Origin of the sequence: Curtobacterium sp. MMLR14_006, from assembly GCF_001864985.1 — a bacterium.
GTDB lineage: Bacteria > Actinomycetota > Actinomycetes > Actinomycetales > Microbacteriaceae > Curtobacterium.
Genome location: NZ_MJGU01000004.1, coordinates 39047 through 66030 on the forward strand (window position 1 = coordinate 39047; position 26984 = coordinate 66030).

28 protein-coding genes and 1 tRNA gene are annotated in these 26984 nt (G+C 73.6%); 13 read left to right on the forward strand and 16 right to left on the reverse strand.

Annotation, left to right across the window (positions count from 1 at the left end; genetic code table 11):
- Positions 1-8 precede the first annotated feature (8 nt).
- Genes BIU94_RS01830 through BIU94_RS01840 form a run of 3 tightly spaced genes read left to right on the forward strand, consistent with a single transcriptional unit; the run spans position 9 to position 4404 of the window.
- Complete coding sequence (locus BIU94_RS01830; RefSeq protein ID WP_071253640.1) at positions 9-863, forward strand: carbohydrate ABC transporter permease; 855 nt, start codon at positions 9-11, stop codon at positions 861-863.
- Entirely contained in the window at positions 860-3133 is a 2274-nt protein-coding gene (locus BIU94_RS01835) for a glycoside hydrolase family 3 N-terminal domain-containing protein (RefSeq protein WP_071253642.1), read from the forward strand. Before BIU94_RS01830 ends, BIU94_RS01835 begins: the two co-directional genes overlap by 4 nt.
- Positions 3121-4404, forward strand: coding sequence for a glycoside hydrolase family 125 protein (locus BIU94_RS01840; RefSeq protein ID WP_071253644.1), 1284 nt, complete (start codon positions 3121-3123; stop codon positions 4402-4404). The genes BIU94_RS01835 and BIU94_RS01840 overlap by 13 nt, the downstream gene beginning before the upstream one ends.
- Positions 4405-4411: 7 nt before the next feature.
- On the opposite strand, the gene BIU94_RS01845 is transcribed toward BIU94_RS01840, so the two are convergent.
- From BIU94_RS01845 to BIU94_RS01880, 8 genes are all read right to left on the reverse strand, one after another.
- Positions 4412-5317, reverse strand: a complete 906-nt coding sequence (locus tag BIU94_RS01845) for a hypothetical protein (RefSeq protein WP_139196241.1) — start codon at positions 5315-5317, stop codon at positions 4412-4414.
- A gap of 33 nt (positions 5318-5350) precedes the next feature.
- Positions 5351-6970 (reverse strand): phosphoglucomutase (alpha-D-glucose-1,6-bisphosphate-dependent), encoded by a 1620-nt coding sequence (gene pgm, locus BIU94_RS01850; RefSeq protein ID WP_071253648.1) that lies wholly within the window; start codon positions 6968-6970, stop codon positions 5351-5353.
- Positions 6971-7076: 106 nt separating this feature from the next.
- Complete coding sequence (locus BIU94_RS01855) at positions 7077-7322, reverse strand: hypothetical protein (RefSeq protein ID WP_071253650.1); 246 nt, start codon at positions 7320-7322, stop codon at positions 7077-7079.
- 115 nt (positions 7323-7437) lie between these two features.
- A complete protein-coding gene (locus BIU94_RS01860) occupies positions 7438-8100 on the reverse strand; it encodes a bifunctional 2-polyprenyl-6-hydroxyphenol methylase/3-demethylubiquinol 3-O-methyltransferase UbiG (RefSeq protein WP_071253652.1) in 663 nt (220 codons plus the stop codon).
- On the reverse strand, positions 8097-8729 hold the full coding sequence (locus BIU94_RS01865) for a DUF2064 domain-containing protein (protein WP_071253654.1): 633 nt from the start codon (positions 8727-8729) through the stop codon (positions 8097-8099). Before BIU94_RS01865 ends, BIU94_RS01860 begins: the two co-directional genes overlap by 4 nt.
- Positions 8726-9463 carry a glycosyltransferase family 2 protein gene (locus tag BIU94_RS01870; RefSeq protein ID WP_368086388.1) on the reverse strand — a complete coding sequence of 246 codons (738 nt, stop codon included), beginning with the start codon at positions 9461-9463 and terminating at the stop codon, positions 8726-8728. The genes BIU94_RS01865 and BIU94_RS01870 overlap by 4 nt, the downstream gene beginning before the upstream one ends.
- Before the next feature lie 207 nt (positions 9464-9670).
- Complete coding sequence (locus tag BIU94_RS01875) at positions 9671-10741, reverse strand: NAD(P)-dependent oxidoreductase (RefSeq protein ID WP_071253658.1); 1071 nt, start codon at positions 10739-10741, stop codon at positions 9671-9673.
- The gene (locus BIU94_RS01880) at positions 10738-11655 is read right to left on the reverse strand and encodes an MTAP family purine nucleoside phosphorylase (protein ID WP_071253660.1); all 918 of its coding nucleotides are present in this window, start codon (positions 11653-11655) and stop codon (positions 10738-10740) included. The genes BIU94_RS01875 and BIU94_RS01880 overlap by 4 nt, the downstream gene beginning before the upstream one ends.
- Positions 11656-11761: 106 nt before the next feature.
- Between BIU94_RS01880 and glp the strand changes: the two genes are divergently transcribed.
- The 7 genes from glp to BIU94_RS01915 all read left to right on the forward strand — a co-directional run bounded on the left by glp (position 11762) and on the right by BIU94_RS01915 (position 17958).
- The gene (gene glp, locus BIU94_RS01885) at positions 11762-12988 is read left to right on the forward strand and encodes a gephyrin-like molybdotransferase Glp (RefSeq protein WP_071253662.1); all 1227 of its coding nucleotides are present in this window, start codon (positions 11762-11764) and stop codon (positions 12986-12988) included.
- Positions 12985-13467, forward strand: a complete 483-nt coding sequence (gene moaC, locus BIU94_RS01890; protein ID WP_071253664.1) for a cyclic pyranopterin monophosphate synthase MoaC — start codon at positions 12985-12987, stop codon at positions 13465-13467. Before glp ends, moaC begins: the two co-directional genes overlap by 4 nt.
- Positions 13464-13976: a molybdenum cofactor biosynthesis protein B gene (locus tag BIU94_RS17610; RefSeq protein ID WP_071253666.1), complete on the forward strand. Its 513-nt coding sequence runs from the start codon at positions 13464-13466 to the stop codon at positions 13974-13976. The genes moaC and BIU94_RS17610 overlap by 4 nt, the downstream gene beginning before the upstream one ends.
- Positions 13973-14419 carry a molybdenum cofactor biosynthesis protein MoaE gene (locus tag BIU94_RS17615; protein ID WP_071253668.1) on the forward strand — a complete coding sequence of 149 codons (447 nt, stop codon included), beginning with the start codon at positions 13973-13975 and terminating at the stop codon, positions 14417-14419. Before BIU94_RS17610 ends, BIU94_RS17615 begins: the two co-directional genes overlap by 4 nt.
- A gap of 458 nt (positions 14420-14877) precedes the next feature.
- Complete coding sequence (locus BIU94_RS17620) at positions 14878-15276, forward strand: PLDc N-terminal domain-containing protein (RefSeq protein ID WP_071253669.1); 399 nt, start codon at positions 14878-14880, stop codon at positions 15274-15276.
- Between the two features lie 3 nt (positions 15277-15279).
- Positions 15280-15972, forward strand: coding sequence for a hypothetical protein (locus BIU94_RS01910; RefSeq protein WP_071253671.1), 693 nt, complete (start codon positions 15280-15282; stop codon positions 15970-15972).
- A gap of 114 nt (positions 15973-16086) precedes the next feature.
- Complete coding sequence (locus BIU94_RS01915; protein WP_071253673.1) at positions 16087-17958, forward strand: ABC-F family ATP-binding cassette domain-containing protein; 1872 nt, start codon at positions 16087-16089, stop codon at positions 17956-17958.
- 156 nt (positions 17959-18114) lie between these two features.
- Here the strand turns inward: BIU94_RS01915 and dacB are convergent, their stop codons facing one another.
- Both dacB and BIU94_RS01925 read right to left on the reverse strand, forming a co-directional pair.
- Entirely contained in the window at positions 18115-19437 is a 1323-nt protein-coding gene (gene dacB, locus BIU94_RS01920; RefSeq protein ID WP_071253676.1) for a D-alanyl-D-alanine carboxypeptidase/D-alanyl-D-alanine-endopeptidase, read from the reverse strand.
- A gap of 112 nt (positions 19438-19549) precedes the next feature.
- On the reverse strand, positions 19550-20044 hold the full coding sequence (locus BIU94_RS01925) for a MarR family winged helix-turn-helix transcriptional regulator (RefSeq protein ID WP_071253678.1): 495 nt from the start codon (positions 20042-20044) through the stop codon (positions 19550-19552).
- 79 nt (positions 20045-20123) lie between these two features.
- Here BIU94_RS01925 and BIU94_RS01930 point away from each other — a divergent pair.
- A tRNA-Gln gene (locus tag BIU94_RS01930) sits at positions 20124-20195 on the forward strand.
- A 29-nt stretch (positions 20196-20224) separates the two neighbouring features.
- On the opposite strand, the gene BIU94_RS01935 is transcribed toward BIU94_RS01930, so the two are convergent.
- Positions 20225-20821, reverse strand: coding sequence for a TetR family transcriptional regulator (locus BIU94_RS01935; RefSeq protein ID WP_071253680.1), 597 nt, complete (start codon positions 20819-20821; stop codon positions 20225-20227).
- Positions 20822-20905: 84 nt separating this feature from the next.
- Between BIU94_RS01935 and BIU94_RS01940 the strand changes: the two genes are divergently transcribed.
- Positions 20906-21664 (forward strand): SDR family NAD(P)-dependent oxidoreductase, encoded by a 759-nt coding sequence (locus BIU94_RS01940; RefSeq protein WP_071253682.1) that lies wholly within the window; start codon positions 20906-20908, stop codon positions 21662-21664.
- Between the two features lie 158 nt (positions 21665-21822).
- Here BIU94_RS01940 and BIU94_RS01945 read toward each other — a convergent pair whose 3' ends face one another.
- Complete coding sequence (locus BIU94_RS01945) at positions 21823-22356, reverse strand: hypothetical protein (protein WP_071253684.1); 534 nt, start codon at positions 22354-22356, stop codon at positions 21823-21825.
- Positions 22353-22892: a MarR family winged helix-turn-helix transcriptional regulator gene (locus BIU94_RS01950; RefSeq protein WP_071253686.1), complete on the reverse strand. Its 540-nt coding sequence runs from the start codon at positions 22890-22892 to the stop codon at positions 22353-22355. Before BIU94_RS01950 ends, BIU94_RS01945 begins: the two co-directional genes overlap by 4 nt.
- A 95-nt stretch (positions 22893-22987) precedes the next feature.
- On the opposite strand from BIU94_RS01950, the gene BIU94_RS01955 reads away from it, so the two are divergent.
- Positions 22988-24226, forward strand: coding sequence for an FAD-dependent monooxygenase (locus BIU94_RS01955; RefSeq protein ID WP_071253688.1), 1239 nt, complete (start codon positions 22988-22990; stop codon positions 24224-24226).
- 4 nt (positions 24227-24230) lie between these two features.
- Here BIU94_RS01955 and BIU94_RS01960 read toward each other — a convergent pair whose 3' ends face one another.
- The 3 genes from BIU94_RS01960 to otnK are packed head-to-tail and all read right to left on the reverse strand — an operon-like array spanning position 24231 to position 26975.
- Positions 24231-25049 (reverse strand): DeoR/GlpR family DNA-binding transcription regulator, encoded by an 819-nt coding sequence (locus tag BIU94_RS01960; protein ID WP_071253725.1) that lies wholly within the window; start codon positions 25047-25049, stop codon positions 24231-24233.
- A 19-nt stretch (positions 25050-25068) separates the two neighbouring features.
- A complete protein-coding gene (locus BIU94_RS01965; protein WP_071253692.1) occupies positions 25069-25758 on the reverse strand; it encodes a class II aldolase/adducin family protein in 690 nt (229 codons plus the stop codon).
- Positions 25755-26975, reverse strand: coding sequence for a 3-oxo-tetronate kinase (gene otnK, locus BIU94_RS01970; protein ID WP_071253694.1), 1221 nt, complete (start codon positions 26973-26975; stop codon positions 25755-25757). The genes BIU94_RS01965 and otnK overlap by 4 nt, the downstream gene beginning before the upstream one ends.
- Positions 26976-26984: the final 9 nt, after the last annotated feature.

Below are 26984 nucleotides of genomic sequence, written 5' to 3' on the forward strand. Positions count from 1 at the left end.
AGACCACCATGGCGAAGCCCACCGCCGGCATCCGGCTGCGCGACCGGATCGGTTCCATCACGAGCGGCACCGTGGCGTGGATCTACGCCGCCCTGCTGATCCTGCCGTTCTACTACTTCGTCGTCTCGTCCTTCAAGGACAACGACGGCATCTTCGAGTCCCCGCTCGCCCTGCCCACCTCGTGGGACCTGTCGAACTTCACCGACGCGATCCGGCAGGCGTCGCTCGGCCCGGCGATCGCGAACTCCGTCATCACCACGGTGGCGGCGCTCGTGCTGACGCTCGTGCTCGCGCTGCCGGCGTCGTTCGCCCTGGCCCGGGCGACCGGCCGCGCTGGTCGCGTCGTCGAGGCGCTGTTCTCGCTCGGGTTCCTCATCCCGTCGTTCGCGGCGCTGTTCCCGACGTTCCTGCTCGCGGCCGGCATGGGTCTGTTCCACACCCGGACCTTCCTCGTGCTGCTGCTGCCCGCGACCGCCATGCCGCTCGCGGTCGTCATCCTGACCCAGTTCATGCGGACGATCCCGCGCGAACTCGAGGAGGCCGCGTCGATGGACGGCGCCTCGGCGTGGCAGGTCATGCGGCAGGTCTACCTGCCGATCTGCATCCCGGGCATCGCCACCGTGCTGCTGCTCAACTTCCTGTCGTTCTGGAACGAGTACCTGTACGCGCTGGTGCTCATCGGCCCGGACACCGCGCAGCGGACCATCCAGGTGGCGCTCCCGACGTTGAAGGTCGACGCCGGCACCGACTACGGGATGCTCATGGCCGGCACCCTGTTCACCCTGCTGCCGGTGTACCTCGTCTACTCGATCCTGCAGCGCCAGATGCAGCGCGCGCTGGTGTCCGGAGCGATCAAGGGATGACCGGGCACCCGACCGCGACGAGCCTCGACGTGCGCGCCCGGATCGGGCAGGTCAACCAGCGGCTCAAGGGGTGGGAGGCCGTCCGCTGGGTCGACGGCCGCCCCCGCATCACCGACGTCCTGCGTGCCGAGGTCGACCGCTGGGGCGGCATCGGCGCGGTGTACGGCGTGCTCCGCGCCGACCCGTGGTCGGGCGTGCACTGGGGGAACGGCACCCCGCCCGAGCGGTCGGCCGAGGCGTACGCGGCCGTGCAGGAGCACGTCGTCGCCCACGCCGACGGCGGCGTCCCGACCCTCTTCGTGGAGGAGGTCCCGCACGGCCTGCAGGCCCTCGGCGGCACGACGGTGCCGGTGAACCTCGCCCTCGGCGCCGCGATGGACGAGCAGCTCGTCGAGGACCTCGCAGCCGCGGTCGCGGCGGAGGTCCGCGCGCGCGGCACCCACGTGGCGCTCGTCTCCGGGCTCGACGTGCTGCGCGACCCCCGCTGGGGGCGGAGCGAGGAGTGCTGGTCGGAGGACGCCGCACTCGCGGCGGTCATGGTCGCCGCGACCGTGCGCGGCATGCAGGGCGGCGGGGACGGCCCGATCGACGGGCGGCACGTCGCCGTCGTCGCGAAGCACCTGGCCGGGCAGGGTGCCGGCATCGGTGGCCGCAACGGCTCCGGCGCGCCGATCGGCCGACGCGAGTTCGCCGAGGTGCACCTGCCGCCCGCCCTCGCTGCGGCGCGTGCGCACGTCGCCGGGTTCATGGCGGCCTACAACGACGTCGACGGGGTGCCCTGCTGCGGCAACCACGACCTGCTCACCACGACGATCCGCGACGCCTGGGGGTGGGACGGGCTCGTGATGGCGGACGGCACCGCCGTCGACCGACTGCGCGACGTCACGCCCGACCCGGCCTCGGCTGCGGCGCTCGCGCTCCGGGCCGGCGTCGACCTGAGCCTCTGGGACGAGGCGTTCACCCACCTCGACGAAGCACTCGACCGCGGGCTCGCGGACCTGGCGGACCTCGACCGTGCGGCCGACCGCGTGCTCGCCCTGAAGCGGCGCGTCGGGCTGCTCGGCGCGCCGCCGGCCCCGGTCGAGCACCGGACGCCGCCGGAGCGTGCAACGGTGCTGCTCGCCGAGCGTGCGGCCCGGCGGGCGGTGGTGGCCCTCGGCGGGCCGCTCCCGACGATCGCCGCCGACGCCGTCGTGGCCGTCGTCGGCCCGAACGCCGACGACGTCGACGCGCTGCTCGGCGACTACGCGCCGCCGCGGCCGCCCGTCGACCCCGGTGCGTCCACCGTGCGCTCCGCCCTGGAGGCCCGGCTCGGCCCCGACCGGATCCGCACCGCCCGGGGCAGTCGCCTCCGCCACCCGCTGCCGGGCCCCGACGGGATCGCCGCGGTGGACGCGGCGCTCGCCGACGCCGACGTCGCGGTCGTGGTCCTCGGCGGGTCGAGTCGCCGCACCTACGACGACGGCTTCGAGGACAACGGCGCGGTCAGCGGTCCGGCACCGGACACGACGAACGGCGAGGGGGTCGACCTGGCCTCCGTCGCGGTGCCCGAGGCACAGCTCGACGTCCTCCGCGCCGCGCGGGGGAGCGGTCTGCCCGTCGTGGCGGTCGTCGTCGACGGTCGGCCGAGGGTCCTGACCGAGGTGCTCGCCCTGGCGGACAGCGTGCTGGTCGTCCCGTTCCCGGGACCCGCCGGCGGCGGGGCCGTCGTCGACGTGCTGCTCGGCGCCCCGGCCGAGGGGCGGCTCCCCGCGACCTGGCCCGGCGCGGACGGCGTGCTGCCCGTCGCGCACGACGAACGCCTCGAGACGGCGCGCGGCTACGTGGACGTCTCCGCGCCGCCGACCGTCACCGGTGCACCCGGACCGGGAGCCGGCATCCAGGTGGAACTGGCGGACGGGACCGACGCGGTGACGGCCGTGCGCCTCCTGGCCGGGGGCACGGTGACCGTCCCGGTCACGGTGCGCAACGCGTCGGACGCACCCCGTCGGGTCTCGGTGCCCCTGTGGGGGCGGCGACGTGAACCGGGTGTGCGGCCGCGGCGTCGGCGGCTGCTCGCCCTGGTGACCGTGGACGTGCCGCCGGGCACGACCGTCGAGACCGCGTTCGCCCTCGGACTCGACGCGCTCGGCACGTGGGACGCTGGTCTGCGGCTCGGTGCACGGCCGCTCGACCTCGACTGCTGGACGGACGACGTGCTCGATCCGCCCGGGTCGACGCGGACCGTCCGCGTCACCGACGGACAGGAGGCAGTGCGATGGGTGTCGTGACGCAGGTGCGGCTCGAGGAGGTCACCCCGACCCTGGCCGCGGCGGCCGACCGGGTGCGGGCCACGATCGGCGTCGAGGTCGGCGACCGCGTGGAGCGCGCGCTCGTGCGGACCCTGCGCGACACCATCACGCTCGACGACGACGGCGCCTTCGTCATCACGGGGGACATCCCGGCCATGTGGCTCCGCGACTCGACGACCCAGATGACGCCCTACCTGCGCTTCGTCGCGGACGACGCGGCGCTCGCCGACCTGCTCTGGGCGGTCGTGCGCCGCCAGCTCCGGCTCGTCGAGCACGACCCCTACGCCAACTCGTTCAACCGTGAGCCGAACGGCGCGCACTACGACGAGGACGACCTCAACGCGGACCCGCTGGTGTGGGAGCAGAAGTACGAGGTGGACAGCCTCGCCTACCCGGTGACGTTCGCGCACGCGCTGTGGCGGGCGACCGGGCGCACCGACGTGCTCGACGAGCGGGCGCACCGGGTGTTCCGGACGATCGTCGCGCAGTGGCGTGCCGAGCAGGACCACGACGCGTCGGCGTACCGCTTCGTCCGCGATGGTGCGATCCCGACCGAGACCCTGGCGCGGGACGGCCGCGGCACCCCGGTCGCGGTGACCGGCATGACCTGGTGCGGGTTCCGCCCCTCGGACGACGCCTGCACGTACGGCTACAACGTGCCGGCGAACCTGTTCGCGGCCGAGGCGCTGCTCGCCGTCGCGGCGATCGCGCGCGAGGTCTGGGCCGACACCGGCCTCGCGGACGACGCCGACCTGCTGCGGAGCGCGATCACGGACGGCGTCCGACGGCACGGCATCGTGCCGGGGCCGTCGGGGACGGACGTGTACGCGTACGAGGTCGACGGGCTCGGCGGCGTGCTGCTCATGGACGACGCGAACACCCCGTCGCTGCTGTCCCTGCCGCTGTCGGCGCCGTCGGTGGTCGACCGAGCGGTGTGGGCGGCGACGCAGGAGTTCGTCCTGTCGCCGGCGAACCCGTACTGGTCGAGCGGTGCTGCGGCGGCCGGGGTCGGCAGCCCGCACACGCTGCCGAACCGGGTGTGGCCGATCGCCCTGGCGGTCGAGGGACTCGTCTCCGGGTCGCCCGCACGGCGGCGGCAGCTCCTCGACGTGCTCGTGGCGACGGACGGCGGCACCGGCGACATGCACGAGGCGTTCGACGTCGACGACCCGACGCGGTACTCGCGACCGTGGTTCTCGTGGGCCGACGCGATGTTCTGCGAACTGGCGCTCGCGGCCGCCGACGACTGAGCGGTCGTCAGGCCATCGCCTGCTCGAGCGCCTCCTGGAAGCGCTCGTCGACCTCGATGCGCATCGCCCCGGACTCCGGGTCGAACGACGACACGATGCTCACCTCGCCGTCGCGGGCGAACAGCAGCCGGTCGCTCAGCACACCGCCGGGTGCTCCCCGCGGGTCGGACACGAGCTGGACGAGTGCTCCCGCCAGCGTGTTCACCGCGGTCAGGCTGTCGGCGTCGCGGATCGGGACGGCGAGCAGCAGGTGCCGGTGCGGGATCGCGATGACCGCCCCGTACGGCAGCGCTCCGAGCACGGCGGGCAGGTTGACGGCCTTCGACGCGGTGAACAGCGACTCGCCCTCGACGACGACGAACCCGGGGGCGACCTCGCTCTGCTGGTCGACGGGCTCGTCGTCGCTGTTCAGCTGGCCGATCGCGAAGAGCTCGTCGATGCCGAGCGGCAGCCGGTGCACGGTCTCGGCGGAGAGCGTCGCGACGGTCGTCGGGAAGTCCACGCAGAGCGCCGCGACCACGCCCGGCACGAACGGCCGCGCGTAGGACAGGTCGATGCCGTCCGGACCCCGCTCGGCGAGCAGCCGCAGCCGGATGCGCTGCCGGAGCTCGTCGGGGGACATGTCCTCGGCCGCCGGGTCGCTCCGCGACGCGAGCATGGCGTCGAGGTGGCGTCGGACCGCGGCCTCCTGCGTGGCGGCGTCAGCCCCCTCGAGCATCCCCGCGAGGTTGCCGAACAGGTAGACCTGCCCGTCGGAACCGCGCAGCCGGGCGGCCGACGGGTCGTCCGCCGGCCCCTCGACCGTGGTCTCGACGCCCCGCTCGGCGAGCACGCGCCGCGCGAGCACGACGAGCGATGGTGCCGCTACCGCTCCCGCTCCCGGTTCCCGCTTCTTCCGTCCGAACAACCCCATGACGTCCTCGTCCCCCTCGTGGTCCGCTCGTGCTCAGCCGCCGAGGGCGGCGTCCACGATCTCCTTGGCCTCGCGCTGCACCTGCTCGAGGTGCTCCTGTCCGACGAAGCTCTCGGCGTAGATCTTGTAGACGTCCTCGGTGCCGGACGGTCGCGCCGCGAACCAGGCGTTCTCGGTCACGACCTTGACGCCGCCGACGGCCGCGCCGTTGCCGGGCGCCTCGGACAGCTTCGCCGTGATCGGGTCGCCGGCCAGCGTGTCGGCCGCGATGGCCTCGCCGTCGAGCTTGCCGAGGCGGGCCTTCTGCTCCTTGCTCGCCGCCGCGTCCACACGCTGGTAGACCGGGTCGCCGAAGCGCTCGGTGAGCTCGGCGTAGAGCTGCGACGGGGTCTTGCCCGTCACCGCGATGATCTCCGACGCCAGCAGCGCGAGGATGATGCCGTCCTTGTCGGTGGTCCACGCGGTGCCGTCGTGACGCAGGAACGACGCTCCGGCGGACTCCTCGCCGCCGAACGCCACGGAGCCGTCGATCAGCCCGGGCACGAACCACTTGAAGCCGACCGGGACCTCCCACAGGCGACGGCCGAGGGACTCCGCGACGCGGTCGATGATGCTCGAGGACACGAGCGTCTTGCCGACGGCGGCGTCGTCGCGCCATGCCGGGCGGTGCGCGTAGAGGTACTCGATGGCGACGGCCAGGTAGTGGTTCGGGTTCATCAGGCCACCGTCGGGGGTGACGATGCCGTGCCGGTCGGAGTCCGCGTCGTTGCCGGTCAGGACGTCGAAGTCGTCCTTCCGGGCGAGCACCGATGCCATCGCGGAGGGGCTCGACGGGTCCATCCGGATCTTGCCGTCCCAGTCGAGCGTCATGAACGCCCAGGTGGGGTCGACGTCCGGGTTCACGACGGTCAGGTCGAGGCCGTAGTGGTCGCGGATGGCGTTCCAGTAGGGCAGGGACGCGCCGCCGAGGGGGTCCGCTCCGATCCGGACGCCGGCTCGCTTGATCGCCGCGATGTCGATGATGTTCTCGAGGTCGGCGACGTACGTGTGGAGGAAGTCGTAGCGATCCGGCGTCGCCTGCTCCGTGCGCTGCACCTCGGCGTTGCCGCCCGCGATGATCGCGTTCGCGCGGTCGGCGATCCAGCTCGTGGCGTCGCTGTCGGCCGGGCCGCCGTGCGGCGGGTTGTACTTGAAGCCGCCGTCGCGGGGCGGGTTGTGGCTCGGGGTGATCACGATGCCGTCGGCCGTGTCGGCGTGGTCCTCGCGGTTGTACCGGATGATCGCGTGGCTGAGCGCCGGGGTGGGCACGTAGCCGTCCGCGCTGTCCGCCAGGACGTGCACGCCGTTCGCGGCGAGGACCTCGAGGGCGGTGCGCTCGGCGGGGGCGGACAGCGCGTGCGTGTCGCGGCCGATGAAGAGCGGGCCGTCGGTGCCCTGCGACCGGCGGTACTCGACGATCGCCTGCGTGATGGCGGCGATGTGGGTGTCGTTGAACGCGGAGTCGAGCGACGACCCGCGGTGGCCGGACGTGCCGAACACGACCTTCTGCTCGGCGACGGAGACGTCCGGCACGCGGTCGTGGTAGGCGGCGACGAGTGCGTCGAGGTCGACGAGGTCGTCTGCGGTGGCTGGGGTGCCGGCACGGTCGTTCATGGACCCATCCTGGCATCGCGCAGCCGCTCGCGTCCGGCCGGCACACAGCACGACGCCGCCCGGCCGGGGGAGGGCCGGGCGGCGTCGTGTGTGCGCCGGTGGTCGGTCAGGCCGTGCGGAAGGACCCCGTGGCGGTGCGGAACGAGCCCGTGACCGTCCGGGTCGAGGCCGTCGACGTGCCGGGTCGCATGCGCTGGGTGTCCACGAAGCGTCCGAGACGCCCGGTCACCGGAGCGCCGGTGTAGGTGCCGATCGAGTCGGCGGTGCGGCTGCCCGTGTAGGTCCCGCGGTCGTCACGCCCGCCGATCCCGGACACGAAGCTGCCGCCGAACGGGAAGGTGCTGTTCGTCATGGTGGTCTCCTCGGTGTGTGGCGACGTCGAGGGACACCGGTCCGGCGGCCCTGACGCCGTCGGCTGGTTCCACCACCCTACGTCCTTCTCTTGCATGATGCAAGAAAAGGATGGCTCAGGCCACGAGCTCGCAGAAGCTGCGGCCCTCGACGGTCCAGCTCTGGCGGGCCACCAGTCCGGCAGCGGCCGCGTGCCGGTGCAGCGCGTCGAGCCCGACCTCGGCCCAGGGGAAGCCGGCGCTCTCGTGGCCGTCGGCGTCCATGACGCGGGCCGTGTAGACACGGTCGGCGAGCGGGTCCGGGTTCGTCTCGACGACCACACGGCCGCCCTCGCGGACGATCGCCCGACAGCGGTCGAGGAGCGCAGCCGGGTCGCCGCCGATGCCGATGTTGCCGTCGATGACCAGTGCCGTGTCCCAGTGGCCCTCGTCCGGCACGGGGTCGAAGACCGACCCCTGCAGTGCGGTGCCGCCGGAACGCGTGGCGATCGCGACGGCCTCGGCCGACACGTCCACGCCGAGCGAGGGGAGGCCGAGCTGGGCGGCGGCGACGAGCATCCGGCCCGGACCGCAGCCGATGTCGATGACCGCGCCGTCGACGTTCTCGAGCAGCGAGCGGTCCACCTGGTCGGCGGCGGCGCTCCAGCGGCCGACGTCGAGCGTCGTCACCTCGCCGGGGCGGTCCGGGTCGGTCAGGCGGAGGCGACCGTCGGTGCGCAGGGCGCGGGCGTAGGGCTCGCCGCCGCCGGCGCCGAACGTGACGGGTGCGTGCATGGTCATCGGGAGCTCCCAACGGTCTCGGCTCGGAGAGCCTCGGCGAAGCCGGAACCCGGCACGAGGGCGGCGACGCGCTCGGCGTCCGGGACGGTGTCGACGTCGAGCAGCACGCCGAGGTCACCGGTGTCGAGGCCGGCCTCGACCAACCGTGCGCGCTGCAAGGCCCCGGTGTCGTCCTGTGACATCGGGACGCCGCGGAGCAGGTCGCCGGAGGGGTCGCGCAGGTACAGCGACCAGAAGCCGCCGTCCTCGGCAGGGCCGAACCAGGCGTCGCGGCCCGGTTCGTCGAAGACCGGCGCGAGGTCGGCGACGGTCACCTGCGGGGTGTCCATGCCGACGAGCAGCGTCGGGCCCTCGACCGTGTCGAAGAGGAAGCCGAGGCGCTCGTCGAGGCCGCCGCCGGGCTGGTGCAGGACGTCGAAGCCCTCGGAGCCGTCCGGCAGCACCTCGCCGTCGAAGAACAGCAGTCGACGGGCCGCGGGCAGGGCCCGCACGGTGGCCAGGGTGTCGGCGAGGCTCGCGGCGGCGACGCGGGCGGCGCCCTCCGGGGTGAGCGCCGGCGTCAGCCGGGTCTTCACCTTGCCGGGCAGGCACTCCTTCGCGACCACGGCCACGGTGATCCCGGTGCTCACGAGCGGACCTCCTCGACGGCGGCGGAGCCGGCCACGGGGCGGGCCGGCGCGGGTGCGACGACGCGGCCCCGGGCCTCCCGGCGGTGGGCGCGCAGCAGTCGGGACATGTCGCGCACGGCGTTGACGGTGCCGCGCAGCGTGCCCGTCACCTTGCTGTCGCCGATGCGCTGGGCGTACCCGATGTCGGACTCGTCGACGCGCCAGCCCGCGGCGTGCGCAGCGAGCACCATCTCGAGCGGGTAGCCGCTGCGGCGGTCCTGCAGGTCGAGCGCGACGAGGTCCTCGCGGCGCATGACGCGCATCGGGCCGAGGTCGCGCAGCCGGTAGCCGGTCGCGCGATGCATGAGGACGGCGAGGACGCGGTTCGCGAAGCGGGCGTGCGGTGCCCACGCGCCCTTGCCCGTCGGGACGCGGCGGCCCAGGGCCAGGTCGACGCGTCCGCTGGCGACGCGGTCGACGAGCGGGGGGAGCTCGGCCGGGTCCATCGACGCGTCGGCGTCGCAGAACGCGACGTAGTCGGCGGTGGCGGCCGCGACGCCCGCGGCGCAGGCCGAGCCGAAGCCCTTGCGGGGTTCGGTGACCACGGTCGCGCCGAGGGCGCGCGCGACGTCGGCGGACCCGTCGGTGGAGCCGTTGTCGACCACGATCGCGCGGTACCCGCTCGGCAGGCGCCCGATGACCTTCGGCAGGGCATCCGCCTCGTCGAGGCACGGCAGGATCACATCGACACGCATACCGGGCATTCGGTGCGGTCCACCGGATCGACGGGTCTGTTGTGTCATGCACCCGACACAACACGATGAAACCGTCAGGAGTACGGGTTCCGACGATCTGATGGACGTTCCGCGCACTTCCCGGGCGCGTCCGCCCCTGGACTGGGGGCGTCCGCGTACCCAGGAACGGTCGGGTCGCCGCTCGGCACCCGACCGTTCCTGCGTGGTCTACTGCACCGCGCTCCGGAGCGGGGCGGTCGCGAAGTCCCGCATGCCCTGCTCGAAGTCGACGGCGGCCCGCCACCCGAGGTCGGCGGCGATGCGCTCCGACGACGCGGTGACGTGCCGGACGTCGCCCAGGCGGTACTCGCCCGTGACGACCGGCTGCGGGCCGTCCGGGCCGGCGATCGCCGCGGCCATGTCGCCGATCGTGTGCACGGTGCCCGAGCCGACGTTGTAGGCGCGGAACGAGTCGGCCGGCAGGTCGGCGGTCGCCGCGATCGAGGCGGCGTTCGCCCCGGCGACGTCGTCGACGTGCACGAAGTCGCGGCGCTGGGCGCCGTCCTCGAAGACCCGAGGGGCCTCCCCACGGGCCAGGGCGGAGCGGAACAGCGACGCGACACCGGCGTAGGGGGTGTTCGCCGGCATCCCGGGACCGTAGACGTTGTGGTACCGGAGCGCGATCGCCCGGCCACCCGTCGCACGGGCCCAGCTCGACGCCAGGTGCTCCTGGGCGACCTTCGTCTGGGCGTACACGTTGCGGGGGTCCAGCGCCGCGCCCTCGTCGATGAGCCCGGGCACGAGCGGCTGCCCGTCCGGCCCGATCGGGTCGAAGCGTCCGGCGTCCAGGTCCTCGCGGCGCCGCGCCGGCGGACGGATCGGGTCGCCCGAGGCGGTCGTGTACGCGCCCTCGCCGTAGACGACCATCGAGCTCGCGACGACGAGCCGCCCGATGTCGTGCCGGTCCATGCCCGCCAGGACGTGGGCGGTGCCGGCGTCGTTCGACGAGACGTAGTCGGGTGCGTCCTGGAAGTCGACGCCGAGGCCGACCTTCGCCGCCTGGTGGCAGACGACGTCGACGCCCTCGAGCGCGGCGTCGAGCGCGACCCGGTCGCGGACGTCGCCGTGCACGAACTCGATGCCCTGCTGCTGGTGGGCGAGCACGACCTCCTCCGGGGCGCCGTGCACGTCGGCCCGCAGCGAGTCGAGCACACGGACCTCGTGGCCCTCGGCGCGCGCGCGACGGACGATGGCGGACCCGATGAAGCCGGCACCACCGGTCACGAGCAGGCGGCTCACGCGGTGGCTCCCGGGGTCGCGGTGCCGGTGGCTGCCGGGGTCCCGGTGCCGGTCGTGCCCGCTGCTGGGGCATCGGTCGCCCGGGCGATGCGCTCGCTCGCGCTGGCCGGGACGAGCTCGCGCGGCGTGAAGTCCGCCGGGATCGCGGCGACGATCGAGCCGATGGCGCGGACGATGACCTCGTTGGCGCGGGCCAGCCGCTCCATCACCATCGCGTGGGTGACCGGCTCTGCCGTGCTGGCGGCCGCCTCGTCCTCGCTCGGGGCGAGCCCGGCGTCGGCGTCGGTCACGAACGACAGGTTGACCGTGCCGATGCCGAGCTCGGCGGACAGCGGCACCTCCGGCGTCATCGTCATGTTGATGGTGTGGCCGCCGGCCTCGCGGAGCCAGACCGACTCGGCGCGCGTCGAGAAGCGCGGGCCCTGGATGACGACGCACGTGCCCGTCGGGCGGAAGGGCACGTCGAGCGCGGCGATCGCCTCGACGGCCGCACGGCGCAGGGTCGGGTCGAACGGGTCGGCGAACGACAGGTGCTGGACGTCGTCCTCGAAGAAGGTGTCCGCACGACCCCAGGTGCGGTCGATGAGCTGGTCGGTGACGACGAAGGTGCCGGGCGCGTAGTCGGGGTGCAGGCCGCCGACGGCGCTCGACGACACGATCGCCCGGACGCCGAGCGACCGGAGCGCCCACACGTTCGCGCGGTGGTTGATGCGGTGCGGGGCGACCGAGTGCTGCCGCCCGTGCCGGGTGAGGAACGCCACACGGCGACCGGACATCGTGCCGATGCTGATCGGGCTCGACGTCGGGCCGAACGGCGTCGGCACGTCTACCTCGTCGGCGCTCCCCTCCTCGAACAGCTGGTAGAGGCCGGAGCCCCCGATCACACCGATCGTCACGGCTTCGTCGTTCTCCACAGGTCCTCCGGATGGTCGTCTGCGCGGTCCGCGCGCTGGATACGCTACTGAAGCCGACCCCGGGCGAACCGGGTGGCGGCGACCCCACCCCTGTTCGGAGGCACCCGTGCGAACGATCGGTCAGCACCGTGACGACCTGGCGGCGTTGCTCGCGCCGGTCCTGGCGGGACTCGGCGCAGAGCAGTGCGCGGTCGACGAGCTCGCCGCCGGCAGCAGCGCAGGCGCCGGGTGGCGTGTGCTCGCGGCACCCGTCGTGTCGCCTGTGCCGCTGCCACCGTTCGACAACAGCCAGATGGACGGCTTCGCGGTGCGCGCCGCCGACGCCGGGGACACGGTCCGGGTCGTCGAGCCGATCCCGGCCGGCGTGGTGCCCGAGCCGCTCGCGCCCGGGACGGCCGCGCCGATCATGACCGGGGCGCGGATCCCGACCGGCGCCGACGCGGTGTTCCCGGTCGAGGCCACCGGGCCCGGTGCGTTCCCCGCGGCACTCGACCTGCCGCAGGTGACCGTGCCGGGCGACCTGACCGCCGGCACCTTCGTCCGGACGACCGGCAGCGACCTGGCGACCGGCGCCGAGCTCGCTCCGGCCGGTGCGGTGGTCACACCGGCGCTGCTCGGCGCGCTCGCCTCGGCCGGGGTGTCGACCGTGTCGGTCCGACGGCCGCTGCGGGTGCTCGTCGTGTCGACCGGCTCCGAGCTGCAGGGCGCCGACGTCGACGCGGCGACGATCGGCGACGCGAACGGCACCGCGCTCCGGGCGGCGCTCGCCGAGGTCGGTGCCGGGTCCCGCGCCGTCCGCGTGCCCGACGACGTGCCGTCCTTCGTCGGGGCGCTCGACGCCGCGGTGGGCAGCTGGGCCGACCTCGTGCTCACGACCGGGGGCATCAGTGCCGGCGCCTACGAGGTCGTCCGCCAGGCGCTCGAGCCCCGCGGGCTCGCCGTCACCCCGGTCGCGATGCAGCCGGGCGGTCCGCAGGCGTCCGGCACCGTTGTGCTCGCCGGTCGGCCGCTCCCGGTGGTGTCGTTCCCGGGCAACCCGGTGTCCGCGCTTGTCTCGTTCGAGGTCTTCCTGCGCCCGTTGCTCGCGCCGCTCGTCGGACTGCCGGCCGAGCGACCCGCACAGCGTCTGCCCGCCGCCGCTGCCGCCGCGTCGCCGCCCGGCAAGCACCAGGTGCGCCGGGGTCGGGTCGCCGACGGGCTCGTGCACCTCGTCGGCGGGCCGGGCTCGCACCTGCTCGCACACCACGCCGCCGCCACCCACCTCGTCCACGTCCCGGTGGGGGTCGACGCCGTCGAACCGGGCGACGAACTGACCGTCTGGAGCCTCCGATGACGACCGACCCGACCGAACTCTCCCACGTGCGTGCCGACGGGTCCGCCCACATGGTGGACGTCTCCGCGAAGGACGTCACCGACCGCTCCGCGACCGCGACCGCGACCCTGGTCACCCGTCCCGACGTCGTCGCACGCATCCTCGACGGCTCCCTGCCCAAGGGCGAGGTGATCGGCACCGCCCGCATCGCCGCGATCATGGCCGTCAAGAAGACCTCGGACCTCGTCCCGCTCTGCCACCCGCTGCCGATCGCCGGGGTGCAGGTCGACATCACCGGGGCCGACGACCGCGTGCGCATCGAGGTCGCCGTCCGCACCACCTCGCGCACCGGCGTCGAGATGGAGGCGCTCACCGGGGCGAGCGTCGCCGCCCTGACCGTGTACGACATGGTGAAGGCCGTCGACCGCGCGGCGACGATCACGGACGTCCGGGTGCTCGAGAAGCACGGCGGGCGCTCCGGGGACTGGAGCAACCGATGACCGGCGAACCGACCCGCGGCCGCGCCGCCGTCGTGGTGGTCTCCACGCAGGCCGCCGCCGACCCCGCACTCGACCGCACCGGTCCGGTCATCGCGGCCTGGCTGCGCGAGCGCTCCTTCACCGTCGACGAACCCGTGATCGTGCCGGACGGGGGCAGCATCGCCGAGACCGTCTCCGCGGCGCTCGACGCCGGTGCCCGCATCGTCGTCACGACCGGGGGCACCGGGGTCACACCGACCGACCGGACCCCCGAGGCCGTCGCGCCGCTGCTCGACCTCGAGCTGCCCGGCATCATCGAGGAGATCCGTCGTCGGGGCCTCGACGGCGCCGGGCCCACGGCGCTGCTCACCCGCGGGGTCGCCGGCATCAGCAGCGGTGGCGCGCTGGTCGTCACACTGCCCGGGTCGCGCGGCGGGGTCGCCGACGGGCTCGCGGTGCTCGACGGCGTCCACGAGCACGTGCTCGCCCAGGTGCACGGTGCGGGGCACGCACCGCGGAGCGCGTCGTGAGCGCCGCCCCGGACGCACCCGTCGACCGCGTCGTGCTCGCCGACGTCGTCGACCGGGCGATCAGCGTCGACGAGGTCTCGGCCGTGGCCGCCACCGAGCACGACGGCGCCGTCGTCACCTTCGCGGGCGTCGTGCGCGACCACGACGGCGGCAAGGGCGTCACCGCCCTCGACTACGAACGGCACCCGAGTGCCGGTGAGGTCATCGCCGAGGTCGCCCGCACCATCGCGGACGCGCACCCCGACGTCCGGGTCGCGGTGCTGCACCGCGTCGGCGCGCTCGGCATCGGCGACGTCGCGCTCGCCGCGGCGGTGGCGTCGTCGCATCGGGCACAGGCGTTCGCGGCGTGCGGGGAACTGGTCGACCTCGTCAAGGAGCGGGTGCCGATCTGGAAGCACCAGCGCTTCACCGACGGCACCGACGAGTGGGTGGCGGCGCTCTGACGGGGTGCGCGCAGGGCGGCGCGCGCGACGTCGAGTGAGCAGAAGACGTCGCTCGGCGTGCGGGGACTCGACACTTTCTGCTCACTCGATGCCCCCCGCCGCCTCCGCCCCCGCACCAGCACGGGGTCGGCACGTGGTGGTGCGGCCGCACGCTTCGTTCGGTGAGCAGAAGATGTCGCCTGGTGTCCGGGGACTCGACACTTCCTGCTCACGAGATGCGCGCCCACCTGCCCGCCCCCGCACCAGCACGTGGTGGTGCGTGGCGGTGCGGCCGCGCGGTTCGCTTGGTGAGCAGAAGATGTCGCCTGGTGTCCGCGCACTCGACATCTTCTGCTCACGAGATGCCCGCCCACCTGTCCGACCCCGACCACCCCGCACCTCTCCGCGCGCAACGCCCGCACCCCGCCCCCCGACGAGGGCGTGGCACGGATCCTCGGCGGCTCTCTAGACTCACGAACATGAGCGTCCTGCTGCCCGGCATCACCGTCGTCCTGCTGGTCTTCGCCCTGATCGACATCCTGACGAAGAACGACGACCAGATCCGGGGCCTGCCGAAGATCGCGTGGGTGATCCTCGTGATCCTGGTGCCCGTCGTCGGCAGCATCGTCTGGTTCGCGATCGGGCACGACTGGGCACCGGGGGAGCGCAACCACGGCCGGTACCTCGAGCCCGCGCGGCACGAGGACCGCTACGCCACCCTCGGCGACGCCCGGAACGCCCACGGCGACAAGCGGGTGAGCGGTACGGAGCAGGAGCTCGCCGAACTCGAGCGCGAGATCGAGTACTGGGAGGCCCAGGCCCGGCTCAAGCGGGCGAAGGAGGCCGCCGGCGAAGGCGACGCTCCCGCTGCGAGCTGACCGGTGTCGAGCGCTGCACCGCAGACCTCGCCCGTCTCCGAGGAGTCCTGGGACCTGGTGGCCGACGCCGTCGCGGGTCGGCCGCACCCCACGGTCGAGACGGCCCAGCGTCGGCTGACCCGGGTCCTCGTCGTCTCCCTCGTCGCCGCGGTCGTCATCGGAACGGGCGCCGGGCTGCTCGCCGGAGCATCTTCGTCGGCGTCCGGGGGTGGTCTCGACGCCCTGGTGCAGGGCGAGTCCCGTGCGGGCTGGCCCGGCGCGGTCGGGCTGGCCGGCAACCTCGTCGGGCTGCTGTGCATCATCGTCGGTGTGGTCGTGTTCCTGGTCCGGAACCGGTCGGTCGGCGCACGCGCGATCCCGCTGGCCGGTGTCCCTCGCCGCGAGCAGCAGTGGATCGGGCGGATGGCGCTGGGACGGGTGCCGTGCCCACCGCACCGCGTGGCCGAGGTGCGGGCCGTCGCCGCCGGGAAGCTCCGGACGACGGCGTCCACGGCGTTCCTCGTCGGGGGAGTCTGCGCGATCATCCTGGCGCGGGTGGTGTCCACCGAGTGGTCGGTCGTCACCGGTGCGTTCGCGATCGGCGGGGCGGTCCTCCTGGCGCTGCTCGTCGCGACGCTGCGCTCGCGTGCGCGGTGGCGCGCGTTCCTGCAGGAGACCGAGCCCCCTGCCGGAGCCGAGCCCGCCTCGGTGCGCTGACCCGGGCCTCCCGGCAGACCCGCAGCACACCGCAGCGCGCCGCCGGACGGCGCCGGGACCAGGCAGGACGCAGCACCGGACCGACCACCCCGCCACGCCGCCTACCCTTGAGGGGTGGCTCATCTCCTCGGCGCCGAGAACCTGCATCTCGAGTTCCCCACCAAGGTCGTCTTCGACAGCGTCACCCTCGGCATCGACGAGGGTGATCGGATCGGCGTGGTCGGTCGGAACGGCGACGGCAAGTCGACGCTCCTCGCACTGCTGGCCCAGCGCCTCGAGCCGGACGACGGCCGGGTCACGCACCGCCGCGGCCTGACGATCGGCTACCTGGACCAGCGCGACATCCTGCCCGAGGGGGCGACCGTCGGCAGCACCGTCGTCGGCGACCTCGAGGAGCACGAGTGGGCCGGTGACCCGAAGATCCGCGACATCATCGGCGGCCTGGTGTCGGACATCCCGTGGGACGTCAGCGTCGACGACCTGTCCGGTGGGCAGCGTCGCCGTGTGGCACTCGCGCGGCTGCTCGTCGGCGACTGGGACGTCCTGTTCCTGGACGAGCCCACGAACCACCTCGACGTCGAGGGCATCGAGTGGCTCGCCGGGCACATCAACCGGCGGTGGTCGTCGAACCAGGGCGGCATGGTCGTCGTGACGCACGACCGGTGGTTCCTCGACGCCGTGTCGACCGACACGTGGGAGGTCCACGACGGTGTCGTCGACCCCTTCGAGGGCGGCTACGCCGCGTACATCCTGCAGCGCGTCGAGCGTGACCGGCAGGCCGCCACGATCGAGCAGCGCCGCCAGAACCTGGCCCGCAAGGAGCTCGCGTGGCTCCGCCGCGGCGCACCGGCCCGCACGAGCAAGCCGAAGTTCCGCATCGACGCGGCGAACGCCCTGATCGACGACGTCCCGCCGATCCGCGACACCGTCGCGCTGTCCCGGACGGCGACCGCGCGCCTCGGCAAGGACGTCGTCGACCTGCTCGACGTGAGCGTCTCGTTCGACGGCACGCAGATCCTCGACCGCATCGAGTGGCGCATCGCGCCGGGGGAGCGGACCGGCATCCTCGGCCCGAACGGCGCCGGCAAGTCGACGCTGCTCAACCTGGTCTCCGGCCGGCTGCAGCCGACGAGCGGGCGGGTGAAGACCGGCAAGACCGTCCAGGTCGCGGTGCTCGACCAGCAGCTCGCCGACCTGCAGCAGTTCGCCGACGACCGCGTGCGCGAGGTCGTGGCCCGCAAGAAGACGAGCTACGTCGCCGACGGCAAGGAGATGACGCCGTCGCAGCTGCTCGAGCGGCTCGGCTTCACCTCGGAGCAGCTCTCCACCCCCGTGAAGGACCTGTCTGGTGGGCAGAAGCGCCGCCTGCAGCTCATGCTCATCCTGCTCGACGAGCCGAACGTGCTCATCCTCGACGAGCCCACCAACGACCTCGACACCGACATGCTCGCCGCCATGGAGGACCTGCTCGACACCTGGCCCGGCACCCTGCTCGTCGTCAGCCACGACCGGTACCTGCTCGAGCGGGTCACCGACCAGCAGTACGCCGTGCTCGGCGGGCACCTGCGCCACCTGCCCGGCGGCGTCGACGAGTACATGCGGCTGCGCGAGGCCGGCACGGGTGGCGGGACCGCTTCTGCGGCTGCCGCGGCGACTGCCGGGAGGCCCGACACCGTCGGCGGGACCGGCTCGGCCGGTGCCGTGGCCGGGTCCGCAGCCGTGGCCGGTTCCGGCGCGTCGGCTGCGGCGGCCTCCGGCTTGTCGGGTGCGGACCGTCGGACGGCCGAGAAGGAGATGTCGGCGCTCGACCGCAAGATCGCGAAGGTCGGCGCGGACCGCAAGAAGCTGCTCGACCAGTTCGCGACGCACGACCAGTCGGACTACGCCGGGCTCGGCGAGCTGCAGACGAAGCTCGGCGCGCTCGAGGCCGAGGTCGAGCAGCTCGAGGAGCGCTGGCTCGAGGTCGCGGAGCTGCTCGGGGTCTGAGCCTGCGGGGGCGCGCGCCGGCGCGGCGGCGGTGCCGGCGCGCGTCGGTGCCGGTTCCGCACAACCGAAGTGCATCCGCGCCGCGCGATCACGTGGTTCGGGATCACTTGGGTTGTGCGCAGGTGCTGCCGCCGCCGCTGACGCCGCCGCTGCGGGCTAGCGCGCCGCCGGGGCGTGTCCGCCGCAGCGCCACAACGCCGCGGCGAGGGCATCGATCTCCTTGCGTGCGTCCGAGTCGCTCGTCCCCTCGGCGAAGACCGTGAAGACGATGCGGTCCCCGGCGACCTCGTCCGTCACGCCGGTGAGCCCGTACATGTCGTCGAGCGTGCCGGTCTTGCCGCGCACGTGGCCGCGGGCGTCGGCGGCCGCTCCCGTGAACCGGCCGTCCTCGCCGAGCGTGCCCGTCCGACCGGCGACGGCGAGCCCGGCGTCGACCGGCGCGAGGCCGTCCCGGTTCGCGGCGACGGCGCGCATGAGTGTGGTGAGCGCCGAGGCCGGCACGCGGTTGTCCGGGCTGAGGCCCGAGCCGTCCACCAGGCGGAGCCCCGCGGTCGGGATTCCGTAACGGACGAGCGCCTTCGTGCTGCCGGCCTGGACGGCGTCGAAGGACCGACCCGCGCCCTCGGCGATCGCGACGTGTCGGGCGAGCACCTCGGCGAGGGTGTCGTCCGAGTCGGTGAGGAGCATGCCGACGAGCTCCGCGACCGTCGCCGAGTGCACCGACCCGAGGACCTGCGCACCCGCCGGCACCGCCACCGAGGTCGTGTCGACGCTGACACCCGGGCCGAGGAGCGCCGCGAACGCCGTCGCCGCGCGGGCGACCGCTCCGGCGCTCCGCATCGAGTACGACTCGGTCGGGTCGTCGCGGTCGCCGTCGACCATGAGCGACGTGATGTTCGAGACGCTGCCGCTCGTGCGGGCGCTCTCCGGCCAGCTCGGGTGCCACGCGGGTCCGTCGAACAGGCTGGTGTCCACCTGCACCGAGGTGACGGGCTGCCCACCGCGGGCGGCCAGCACCTGCTCGGCCAGGTCGTCGAGGTGCGGGGCGTGCGGGTAGACGCTGTCCTGACCCGAGGGCAGACGACTCAACGTCGGGTCCCCGCCGCCGACCAGGACGACCGCTCCGGGCGTCGCGCCGGCGACCACCGTCGTGGTGAACCGGTGGTCCGGTCCGAGGGCGGACACCGCGGCGGCCGCCGTGACGACCTTCATCGTGCTGCCCGTCTGCGTCGGCACGTCACCCCGGCGGGTCAGGACCGTCGTGCCGGTCCGGGCGGAGCGGGCGTCGAGGAACAGCTCGCCGTGGTGCCAGCGAGCGGCGAGACCGTCGGCGGTGCAGCGTTCCTCGGCCGCTGCCGTTTGCCGCTGCGCGCCGATCGCCGAGGTCGCGGCGGTGATGCCGGCCGCGAGCAGGAGGAGCACCACCGCGAGCGCGAGGGTGTACCGGCGGCGACGGACGAGGGCGCGGAGTCTGGACACGGGATCATCGTGCCGCCGGTGCACCACGGCACACATCGACCCGGCGACCGAAGCACGGCAGCCGCCTTCGGTCGTGCGGGTGAAGCCGGTTCGACGCTGCCGAGCGGTCGGCTCAGTCGCCGAGGCCGAGGATGAGCCGCCGGAGCAACCCGGCGAGCTGGTCCTGCTCGTCGTCGGAGACCCCCGCCAGGATGTCCCGCTCGGCCCCGAGCAGGTCGGCGATGGCGGCGTCGACGGCGGTCCGCCCGGCCGCCGTCAGCGACACGAGGATGCCGCGGCCGTCGCGCGGGTCGGTGCGGCGGGCGACGAGCCCCCGCGAGGTCAGCCGGTCGACCCGGTTCGTCATCGTGCCGCTCGACACCAGCGTCTGCTGCAGGAGCGTCTTCGGGCTCAGCTCGTACGGCTCACCGGCCCGTCGCAGCGCCGACAGCACGTCGAACTCCCACGGCTCCATGCCGCTCGCGTCGAAGGCCGCCCGCCGCGCGCGGTCGAGGTGCCGGGCCAGCCGGTCGACCCGCGAGAGCACCTGCAACGGGGCGAAGTCGAGGTCACCGCGCTCGCGGCCCCACGCCGTGACGATGCGGTCGACCTCGTCCTCTGGTGGCATCCCTCCATCTTGGCCGACGTCGCTGCGGACGGCCAGCCTCGGCAGTCGTGGGAGGATGGTCGGGCACCTCCGGGTGCGTTCCGCCTTGGTGTAATGGCAGCACGACGGCCTTTGGTGCCGTTAGGTCCGGGTTCGAATCCTGGAGGCGGAGCGAAGGCGTGTCCGGTCGTCGGGTGCTGTTCACCGGTGCCGCGGTGCGGCCATCCGTTCCGCGGCCTCGACCACGAAGCGGCGACGTGCAGCACGTTCGTCCTCGTCGGTGGGCCCCGCGCCGGTGATCATCTCGGCGAGCTGTGGCACCGTGTGCCACCAGGCGGCCAGGGCGATCAGCGCGAACACGAGGTGCGCTGGTTCCAGCTCCGGGTCGAGCAGTCCGCTGCGTTGCGCTTCCGCGAAGCGGGCCACCTTCTCCCGGTAGTGCGCGGTGCGGGCCTCGACGCGAGCCGGGGGGTCGTCCTGCAGGCCTTCCCACTGCAGCAGCCGGCCGAGTTCGGGATGGGCCGCGTGGTAGTCGTACGTCGCCCCGGCGAACGCTCCGACGTCGTCGAGCCGGACACCCGTCAGCTCGACGGCGGCGGCGAGGCGTTCGAGTTCTGCCGTGAGGACGACGTCCCAGAGTGCCCGCTTGTCCCCGAAGTAGCTGTACAGGCGCTCCTTGTTCACCCCGGACCGCGCCGCGATGGACGCGACGGTCGTGCCGTCGTACCCGTTGGCGGCGAACTCGACGAGCGCGGCCTCGCGGAGCCGCCGCTGTGTTCCCTCGACATCCCAAGCCACGGACGCAGGTTACCAACTCTTCGGTTGGAGATCGTTCGCCGAGGGGTTACGATTCCAACCACATCGTTGGAGTTGGAGAAGAACATGGAAGAGATCACCCGCCTCCCCGTCGCGGTCCAGGCTCCTGAGCCGGGCACCACCGCGCTGGTCACCGGCGCGAACAGCGGCATCGGGTTCGAGACAGCCCGCCTGCTCCTCGACCACGGGGTGTCCGTGTGGGTCGGGGCCCGTGACGCGGAACGAGGACGACGGGCATGTGCAGCACTCGGCTCCGGCGCGGACCTCCTCGAGATCGACGTCACGGACCCGGTGTCGGTCGCGGCAGCAGCGGAGCGGGTGAGCGAGCTGGACGTCCTCGTCAACAACGCCGGTGTGAACCCGGGTGGTGACGACGTCACCGGGACGTCGCTCGGACAACTCCGTGCCGCCTACGAGACCAACGTCTTCGGTCTCGTCGCCGTCACACAGGCGTTCCTGCCGGCGCTGCGACGGTCCGGCCACCCGCGGATCGTCAACGTCTCGAGCGGCACGGGATCGCTCGCCTGGAACAGCAGCCCGAACCCGCAGTTCGACTGGGAGCAGGCGCGGGGTGCTGGCTTGGCGTACCGGAGCTCGAAGACCGCGGTCAACGCCGTGACGATGCTCACCGCCCAGACGCTGGGCGACGACGTCAAGGTCAACGCCCTGGCGCCCGGGCTCCGTCGCACGAACCTCGTTCGTGGCATGTCAGCCGGCGGCGACGCGGCCGAGGCCGCGCTCGGCGCTGTCCGGCTCGCCTTCCTGCCGGACGGCGGCCCCACCGGTGCGCTCTGGTCGTGGGATGGCACACGTGTGCCCTGGTGAGCGAGCGGTGGGGTCCGTCCGTCACTCTGCGTGATCGTCGTGGGTGACGGCCTGGAGGCGCGACCGACGTCGTCGACGCACGTCGCGCCTCCTGGCCGGTCCGGTCGCGACCCCGTGGTCACCGCGACGACGGCGCCGGACGCGGCCCCGTGGCGGGGTCAGTCCTCGACGCCGACCGCGACGCACTCGGCCCACTGCTCCGGCCGGTTCGCCGCCAGCCAGTCCGCCAGTTCGGCGTACCCGCGGTAGCCGGTGAAGACCATGAACTGCTTCTTCCGGCGGGCGTCCCAGGCGGTGAGGCTGATGAAGGTGACGCCGCCGTTCGTGCGCTGCGAGCCGTGGCGCAGGCGCACCAGGTCCTTCGGCGCGACCTGGCGGAAGCGGCCGAGTCCGGTGCGGACCTCGAGTCGGTCGTCGTGACCGCGCACCTGGGAGCCGTTGACGAGGGTGCCGAAGAGCAGGAGCAGGCCACCGACAGCACCGAAGAGGACCAGCGAGATCGCTGCCGACGTCAGCGCGTCGGCGCCGCCTGACGTTGCTTCGGACAGTGCGACGACGACGGCGACGGCGATGATCGCCCAGCCCGGCACGAGCAGGATCGCCGCCTGCCACCGTGGACGCCGCGTCACGAACAGCGGTTCGGTGTCCTTCGTGGGCGTGCTGCCACCCCACGTGGTGATCTGCTCGCTCATGATCCCCCTCGCGTCGACTGTACCGCTCGGGGGCCGACGTCCTTCCGGTGCTGCACGAGTCGGGTGTTCGCGGTGGCGGCAGCCTCGGTCATGCGGGCGAGGAACGCGGTCACCAGGCGTGCCTCCTCCGGGTCGGTCGCGACGAGCGCGGTGGCGATCTCGGTGCCGGCGAAGGCGAGGAACCGGCCGTTCTCGGCGCGGGCCGCCTCGGTGGGGCGGAGCGTCACGCGGCGGCGGTCGGTGCTCTCGCGGTGTCGCTCGACGTGCCCGGCGGTGACGAGGCGGTCGACGAGCACGGTCGTGGCACCGGAGGTCATGCCGATGCGCCGTGCGAGCTGCGCCGGCGAGATCGGTTCGCCGGCCTGCTCGGCCCACACGACCTGGCCGAGGGCGTTCGCGTCGGACACCGGCAGGTGCATCCAGGTCGACAGGTGCCGGTTCAGCTCGTCGAAGGTGACGGCCCAGTCGCGCAGCGCGTGCATGACGGCGACCTCGTCGTCGGACCAGGCCGTGGTGAGCGGGTCGATCTTCGGCATCCAGGAACCTTTACTGTGAAGTGTCTTTACTGTAAAGCACGGAGGTCGCGACGCGACCGCAGCACGCCGACCCCGACCGAGCACAGGAGCAGACCATGACCGCACCGCACGCAGTGATCTCAGGAGCCAGCATCGCAGGACTCTCGGCCGCCTGGTGGCTCCGGCGGACCGGGTGGTCCGTCACCGTCGTCGAGCGCGCCCCGCGGTTCCGCGACGGCGGCCAGAACGTCGACGTCCGTGGTGTCGCCCGGCAGGTGCTCGAGCGGATGGGGCTCGTCGAGGCCGTCCGCGCCGTGAACACCACCGAGACCGGGACCGTGCTCGTCGACCGCGACGGCGCCGTCCGCGCCGAGCTGCCGTCCGACGGCACCGACGGTGCGACCGCCGAGCTCGAGGTGCTGCGCGGCGACTTCGCGAGGACGATCCTCGACGCCCTGCCCGCCGGCGTGCAGTTCGTGTACGGCGAGCAGATCGACGACGTCGACGACGGCGGGCTCGCCCCCGGCCGGGTGACCGTCGCGACCTCGGCCGGTCGGGTGCTCCACGCGGACCTGCTCGTCGTCGCCGAGGGCGTGCGCTCCCGGACCCGTGCCCGGGTCTTCGGTGCGCCCGGCGACGTCGACACCCGCGACCTCGGGGTCACCATGGCCTTCGGCACCATCCCGCGCACCGAGGCCGACGACGACCGGTGGCGCTGGTACAACGCCGTCGAGGGGCGCCAGGTGCACCTGCGACCCGACCCCTACGGCACCACCCGCGCGATCCTGGCGTTCGCCGGCGACGACGACGACCTGACCGGGACGGACCGCGACGAACTGGTGCGCCGACTGCGTGCGCGCTACGCGGACGCCGGCTGGGAGTCCGAGCGCGTGCTCGACGGCTTCGCGTCGTCGGACGACCTGTACCTCGACGTGCTCACCCAGGTGCGCATGCCCTCCTGGCGGCGCGGGCGTGTGTGCGTGATCGGTGACGCCGCCTGGTGCGTGACGCCGATGGGTGGCGGCGGTGCGTCGCTCGCGCTCACGAGCGGGTACGTCCTGGCGGCGTCGCTCTCGCGCGTCGACACGTCGTCGGGTCCGCTCGACCGGCAGGCACTCGACGCGGCGCTCGGTGCGTTCGACGAGTGGATGCGCCCGCTCGTCGACGACGTGCAGGGCATCCCGCGCGGGATCGTGCACTTCGCCTACCCGCAGACCAAGCTCGGGCTGGCCGCACGGGGCGTGGCGGACAAGGTGATGACGTCGCGGCTCATGCAGCCGGTGGTGGCGCGGATCACCCGGGTCGCGGACACCGAGCGCCCGCTGCCGACGATCGTCGACGTCGAGCGGGTCTGAGCGCTCAGGGGCCGGCGGGGCCGAGCGGGACGCGCAGCACGGTCGTGCCGCCGTCCCGCTCGACCGCGTCGGCCTCGGCGCGCGGCAGGCCGGCATCGGTCACGACGGTCGTCAGGGCGTCGAGCCCCATCACCCGGTACCGGCCGAACGTGCCGTACTTCGAGCTCGTCGCGACGAGCACCGTGGTCGAGGCGGCCCGCGCCGCCGCCTGCTTCGGCTCGACCTTCGACTCCGACGGGATGGTCACGCCGCGGCGCAGGTCCCAGGAGCTCGTGCTGAGGAACGCGATGTCGATGGAGAGCTCGGCGAGGACGATCGACGGCAGCCGACCGACGGTCGACTGGTTCTGCTTGTCCAGGCGACCACCGACCACGATCACCTCGATCGTCGGGTGGTCGAGGTACGAGGCGGCGATGACGAGGTCGTTCGTCACGATGGTCAGGTCGTGCAGGTGGTCGAGGTGCGGTCGCATCGCCTGCACGGTGGTGCCGGCGTCGAGGTAGACGGTCATCGACTCCCGGACCATGCCCGCCGCCCGGGCGGCGACGGCGTCCTTCTCTCGGACCTCGGTCGTGGACTTCTCGGTGCGCGGGGGTTCGGTGGCCACGCGGGCGACGCTCTTGGCGCCGCCCTGGGTCGCGATGACCCGCCCCTGTTCCTCGAGCTCGGCGATGTCGCGGCGCACCGTCATGTGGCTCACGCCGAGCAGCGCGGCGAGCTGCCGGTAGCTCAGCACCGAGTCCTGCCGGAGGTGCCGGACGATGCGGTCACGGCGCTGCTCCGGGATCAGGGGTGGCTCGGACGACGGATCGGTCGCGGACATCGGCACCTCCCTCACACGGTCACTGTAGCGGCGTGCCGGGGTCCGATCCGCGCGGCGTCCAGGGGGTCCCCGACCGCTCGGCGAGCTCGTGCGCCTGGGCGTCGCTGAGCAGCCGGCGGTCGTGACCGGCGGTGAGCACCGCGATGCGGCACGCCTCCTCGAGCTCGATCGCGGCAGCCAGGGCGTCGTCGACGTCGGTCCCGCTCACGACCTGCCCGTGGTTCGCCAGCAGGACGGCTCGGGAGGGCACCGGTTCGTCTCGGATGAGCGCGCCGATCTCGGGGTCGCCGGGGGCGCGGTAGGGGATGAGCGGGGTCTGCCCGACGCGCATCACGAAGTACGGGGTGATCGGTGGCACGGCGCTCGTCGACGACCAGGGGGCCAGGCACGACGCGGCGACCGCGAACGGCGAGTGCACGTGGACACACGCACCGTGTCCGGCGTTCCTGGCGTACATCGCGAGGTGCATGGCGACCTCCTTCGACGGACGGGGGCCGGCGACGTGCACGCCGTCGAGGGTGAGCTCCGCGACGTCCTCGGTGCGCAGGTCGCCGAGATCGGTACCGGTGCCGGTCATCGCGACGCGGCCGTCGCGGACGACGCTGATGTTGCCGGAGCTGCCCGGGCTCAGCCCGGCGGCGGCGAGGCGTCTGCCGGTCGCGGCGAGGACCGCGGTGACCGCGGTGGTCCAGTCGTCGTCGGTGGTCATGCGAGGGCCTCCCACGCGGTCGTGTACATGTCCGGCGCCCCGAAGTTCCCGGACTTCAGCGCGATCGCGATCCGCTCGCCGGCCGAGGTGACGCCCTCGGCCCAGCACACCCCGGGCGCGATGACCGCGCCGACGGTCAGCCGCTCGATGCCGAGCCGCGAGACGACGGCGCCCGAGGTCTCGCCGCCGGCGACGATGCACCGGGTGAAGCCGAGCGGGACGGCCTGCGCGACGACCTCGGACAGTGCGTGCTCGATGCGGGCGGAGCTCGCGGCGTCGTCGGAGACGTCGTCCGGGTCGCCGACGCTGAAGACGACGGGCGCGCTGCCCTCCGGCTGGTCGGTCAACCAGGTGAGGGTGTCCGCGACCTCGCCCTCCGGGTCGGTGGCGAGGCGCGCGACGTCCAACCGACGGGTGGGGGAGCCGGCGGCGGCCGCCGCGGCGATCTGCTCGCGGGTCCGCGCGGAGGCGCTGCCGCAGACCACGAGCCGTCGGCCCGGCGCAGCGACGAACGCGGTGGCCGTGTCGGAGCCGCCGGGGGCGGTGCCGATCGCGAGCCCGGAGCCGCCGGAGCGCAGCACGTCGTCCGCGGTCGCGGCGGCGATCACGCCGAGGTCCTCGTCGTCGACGGCGTCGACCACGAGGTACTGGGCGTCCGCCGCGTCGAGTGCGGCGCGGACCGCTGCGGCGCCCTGCCGGACGACGGCCAGGTGCACCTCGTCGACGGAGCGGCTCGTCTGCGGCACGAGCAGGTCGGCGATGCGCGACCGGGTCATCGGGGTGAGCGGGTGGTGCCGCATCGACGAGTGCTCGAGCAGGTCGGACCCGACGAAGAGGTGCCCCTGGTAGGTGGTGCGGCCGTTGGCGGGGAAGGCCGGGACGACGACGCACCGGGACGCCCCGGTGCGCTGCACCAGGGCGTCGAGCACCGGCCCGATGTTGCCGCGGTCGGTCGAGTCGAAGGTCGAGCAGTACTTCACGGAGAAGCGGGTGTGGCCGGCGGCGACCAGCCGGTCGTGGGCGGCGAGGCTCTCGGTGACGGCGGTCTCGACCGGGGCCGTGCGCGTCTTCAGCGCGATGACGACGACGTCCGCCTCGGGGGCGGCGGCAGCGGTGCGACCGGTCAGCACCTCCGTCCGGTACCCCCGTGCGGCGTAGGCCGTCGCGATGTCGGTCGCCCCGGTGAAGTCGTCGGCGATGACGCCCATCGTTGCCATGTCGTTCCC

What these genes read in the sequence shown, in the direction of transcription:
- BIU94_RS01960 (WP_071253725.1), bottom strand. Translation starts at nt 25,049, where the DNA reads ATGTCCGCGACCGATCCGTCGTCCGAGCCACCCCTGATCCCGGAGCAG.
- BIU94_RS01925 (WP_071253678.1), bottom strand. Translation starts at nt 20,044, where the DNA reads ATGCCACCAGAGGACGAGGTCGACCGCATCGTCACGGCGTGGGGCCGC.
- BIU94_RS01830 (WP_071253640.1), top strand. Translation starts at nt 9, where the DNA reads ATGGCGAAGCCCACCGCCGGCATCCGGCTGCGCGACCGGATCGGTTCC.
- BIU94_RS01940 (WP_071253682.1), top strand. Translation starts at nt 20,906, where the DNA reads ATGGAAGAGATCACCCGCCTCCCCGTCGCGGTCCAGGCTCCTGAGCCG.
- BIU94_RS01950 (WP_071253686.1), bottom strand. Translation starts at nt 22,892, where the DNA reads ATGCCGAAGATCGACCCGCTCACCACGGCCTGGTCCGACGACGAGGTC.
- moaC (WP_071253664.1), top strand. Translation starts at nt 12,985, where the DNA reads ATGACGACCGACCCGACCGAACTCTCCCACGTGCGTGCCGACGGGTCC.
- BIU94_RS01855 (WP_071253650.1), bottom strand. Translation starts at nt 7,322, where the DNA reads ATGACGAACAGCACCTTCCCGTTCGGCGGCAGCTTCGTGTCCGGGATC.
- otnK (WP_071253694.1), bottom strand. Translation starts at nt 26,975, where the DNA reads ATGGCAACGATGGGCGTCATCGCCGACGACTTCACCGGGGCGACCGAC.
- BIU94_RS01955 (WP_071253688.1), top strand. Translation starts at nt 22,988, where the DNA reads ATGACCGCACCGCACGCAGTGATCTCAGGAGCCAGCATCGCAGGACTC.
- BIU94_RS01860 (WP_071253652.1), bottom strand. Translation starts at nt 8,100, where the DNA reads ATGACCATGCACGCACCCGTCACGTTCGGCGCCGGCGGCGGCGAGCCC.
- BIU94_RS01945 (WP_071253684.1), bottom strand. Translation starts at nt 22,356, where the DNA reads ATGAGCGAGCAGATCACCACGTGGGGTGGCAGCACGCCCACGAAGGAC.
- BIU94_RS01845 (WP_139196241.1), bottom strand. Translation starts at nt 5,317, where the DNA reads ATGGGGTTGTTCGGACGGAAGAAGCGGGAACCGGGAGCGGGAGCGGTA.
- pgm (WP_071253648.1), bottom strand. Translation starts at nt 6,970, where the DNA reads ATGAACGACCGTGCCGGCACCCCAGCCACCGCAGACGACCTCGTCGAC.
- BIU94_RS01965 (WP_071253692.1), bottom strand. Translation starts at nt 25,758, where the DNA reads ATGACCACCGACGACGACTGGACCACCGCGGTCACCGCGGTCCTCGCC.
- BIU94_RS01835 (WP_071253642.1), top strand. Translation starts at nt 860, where the DNA reads ATGACCGGGCACCCGACCGCGACGAGCCTCGACGTGCGCGCCCGGATC.
- BIU94_RS17610 (WP_071253666.1), top strand. Translation starts at nt 13,464, where the DNA reads ATGACCGGCGAACCGACCCGCGGCCGCGCCGCCGTCGTGGTGGTCTCC.
- BIU94_RS17620 (WP_071253669.1), top strand. Translation starts at nt 14,878, where the DNA reads ATGAGCGTCCTGCTGCCCGGCATCACCGTCGTCCTGCTGGTCTTCGCC.
- BIU94_RS01870 (WP_368086388.1), bottom strand. Translation starts at nt 9,463, where the DNA reads ATGCGTGTCGATGTGATCCTGCCGTGCCTCGACGAGGCGGATGCCCTG.
- BIU94_RS01840 (WP_071253644.1), top strand. Translation starts at nt 3,121, where the DNA reads ATGGGTGTCGTGACGCAGGTGCGGCTCGAGGAGGTCACCCCGACCCTG.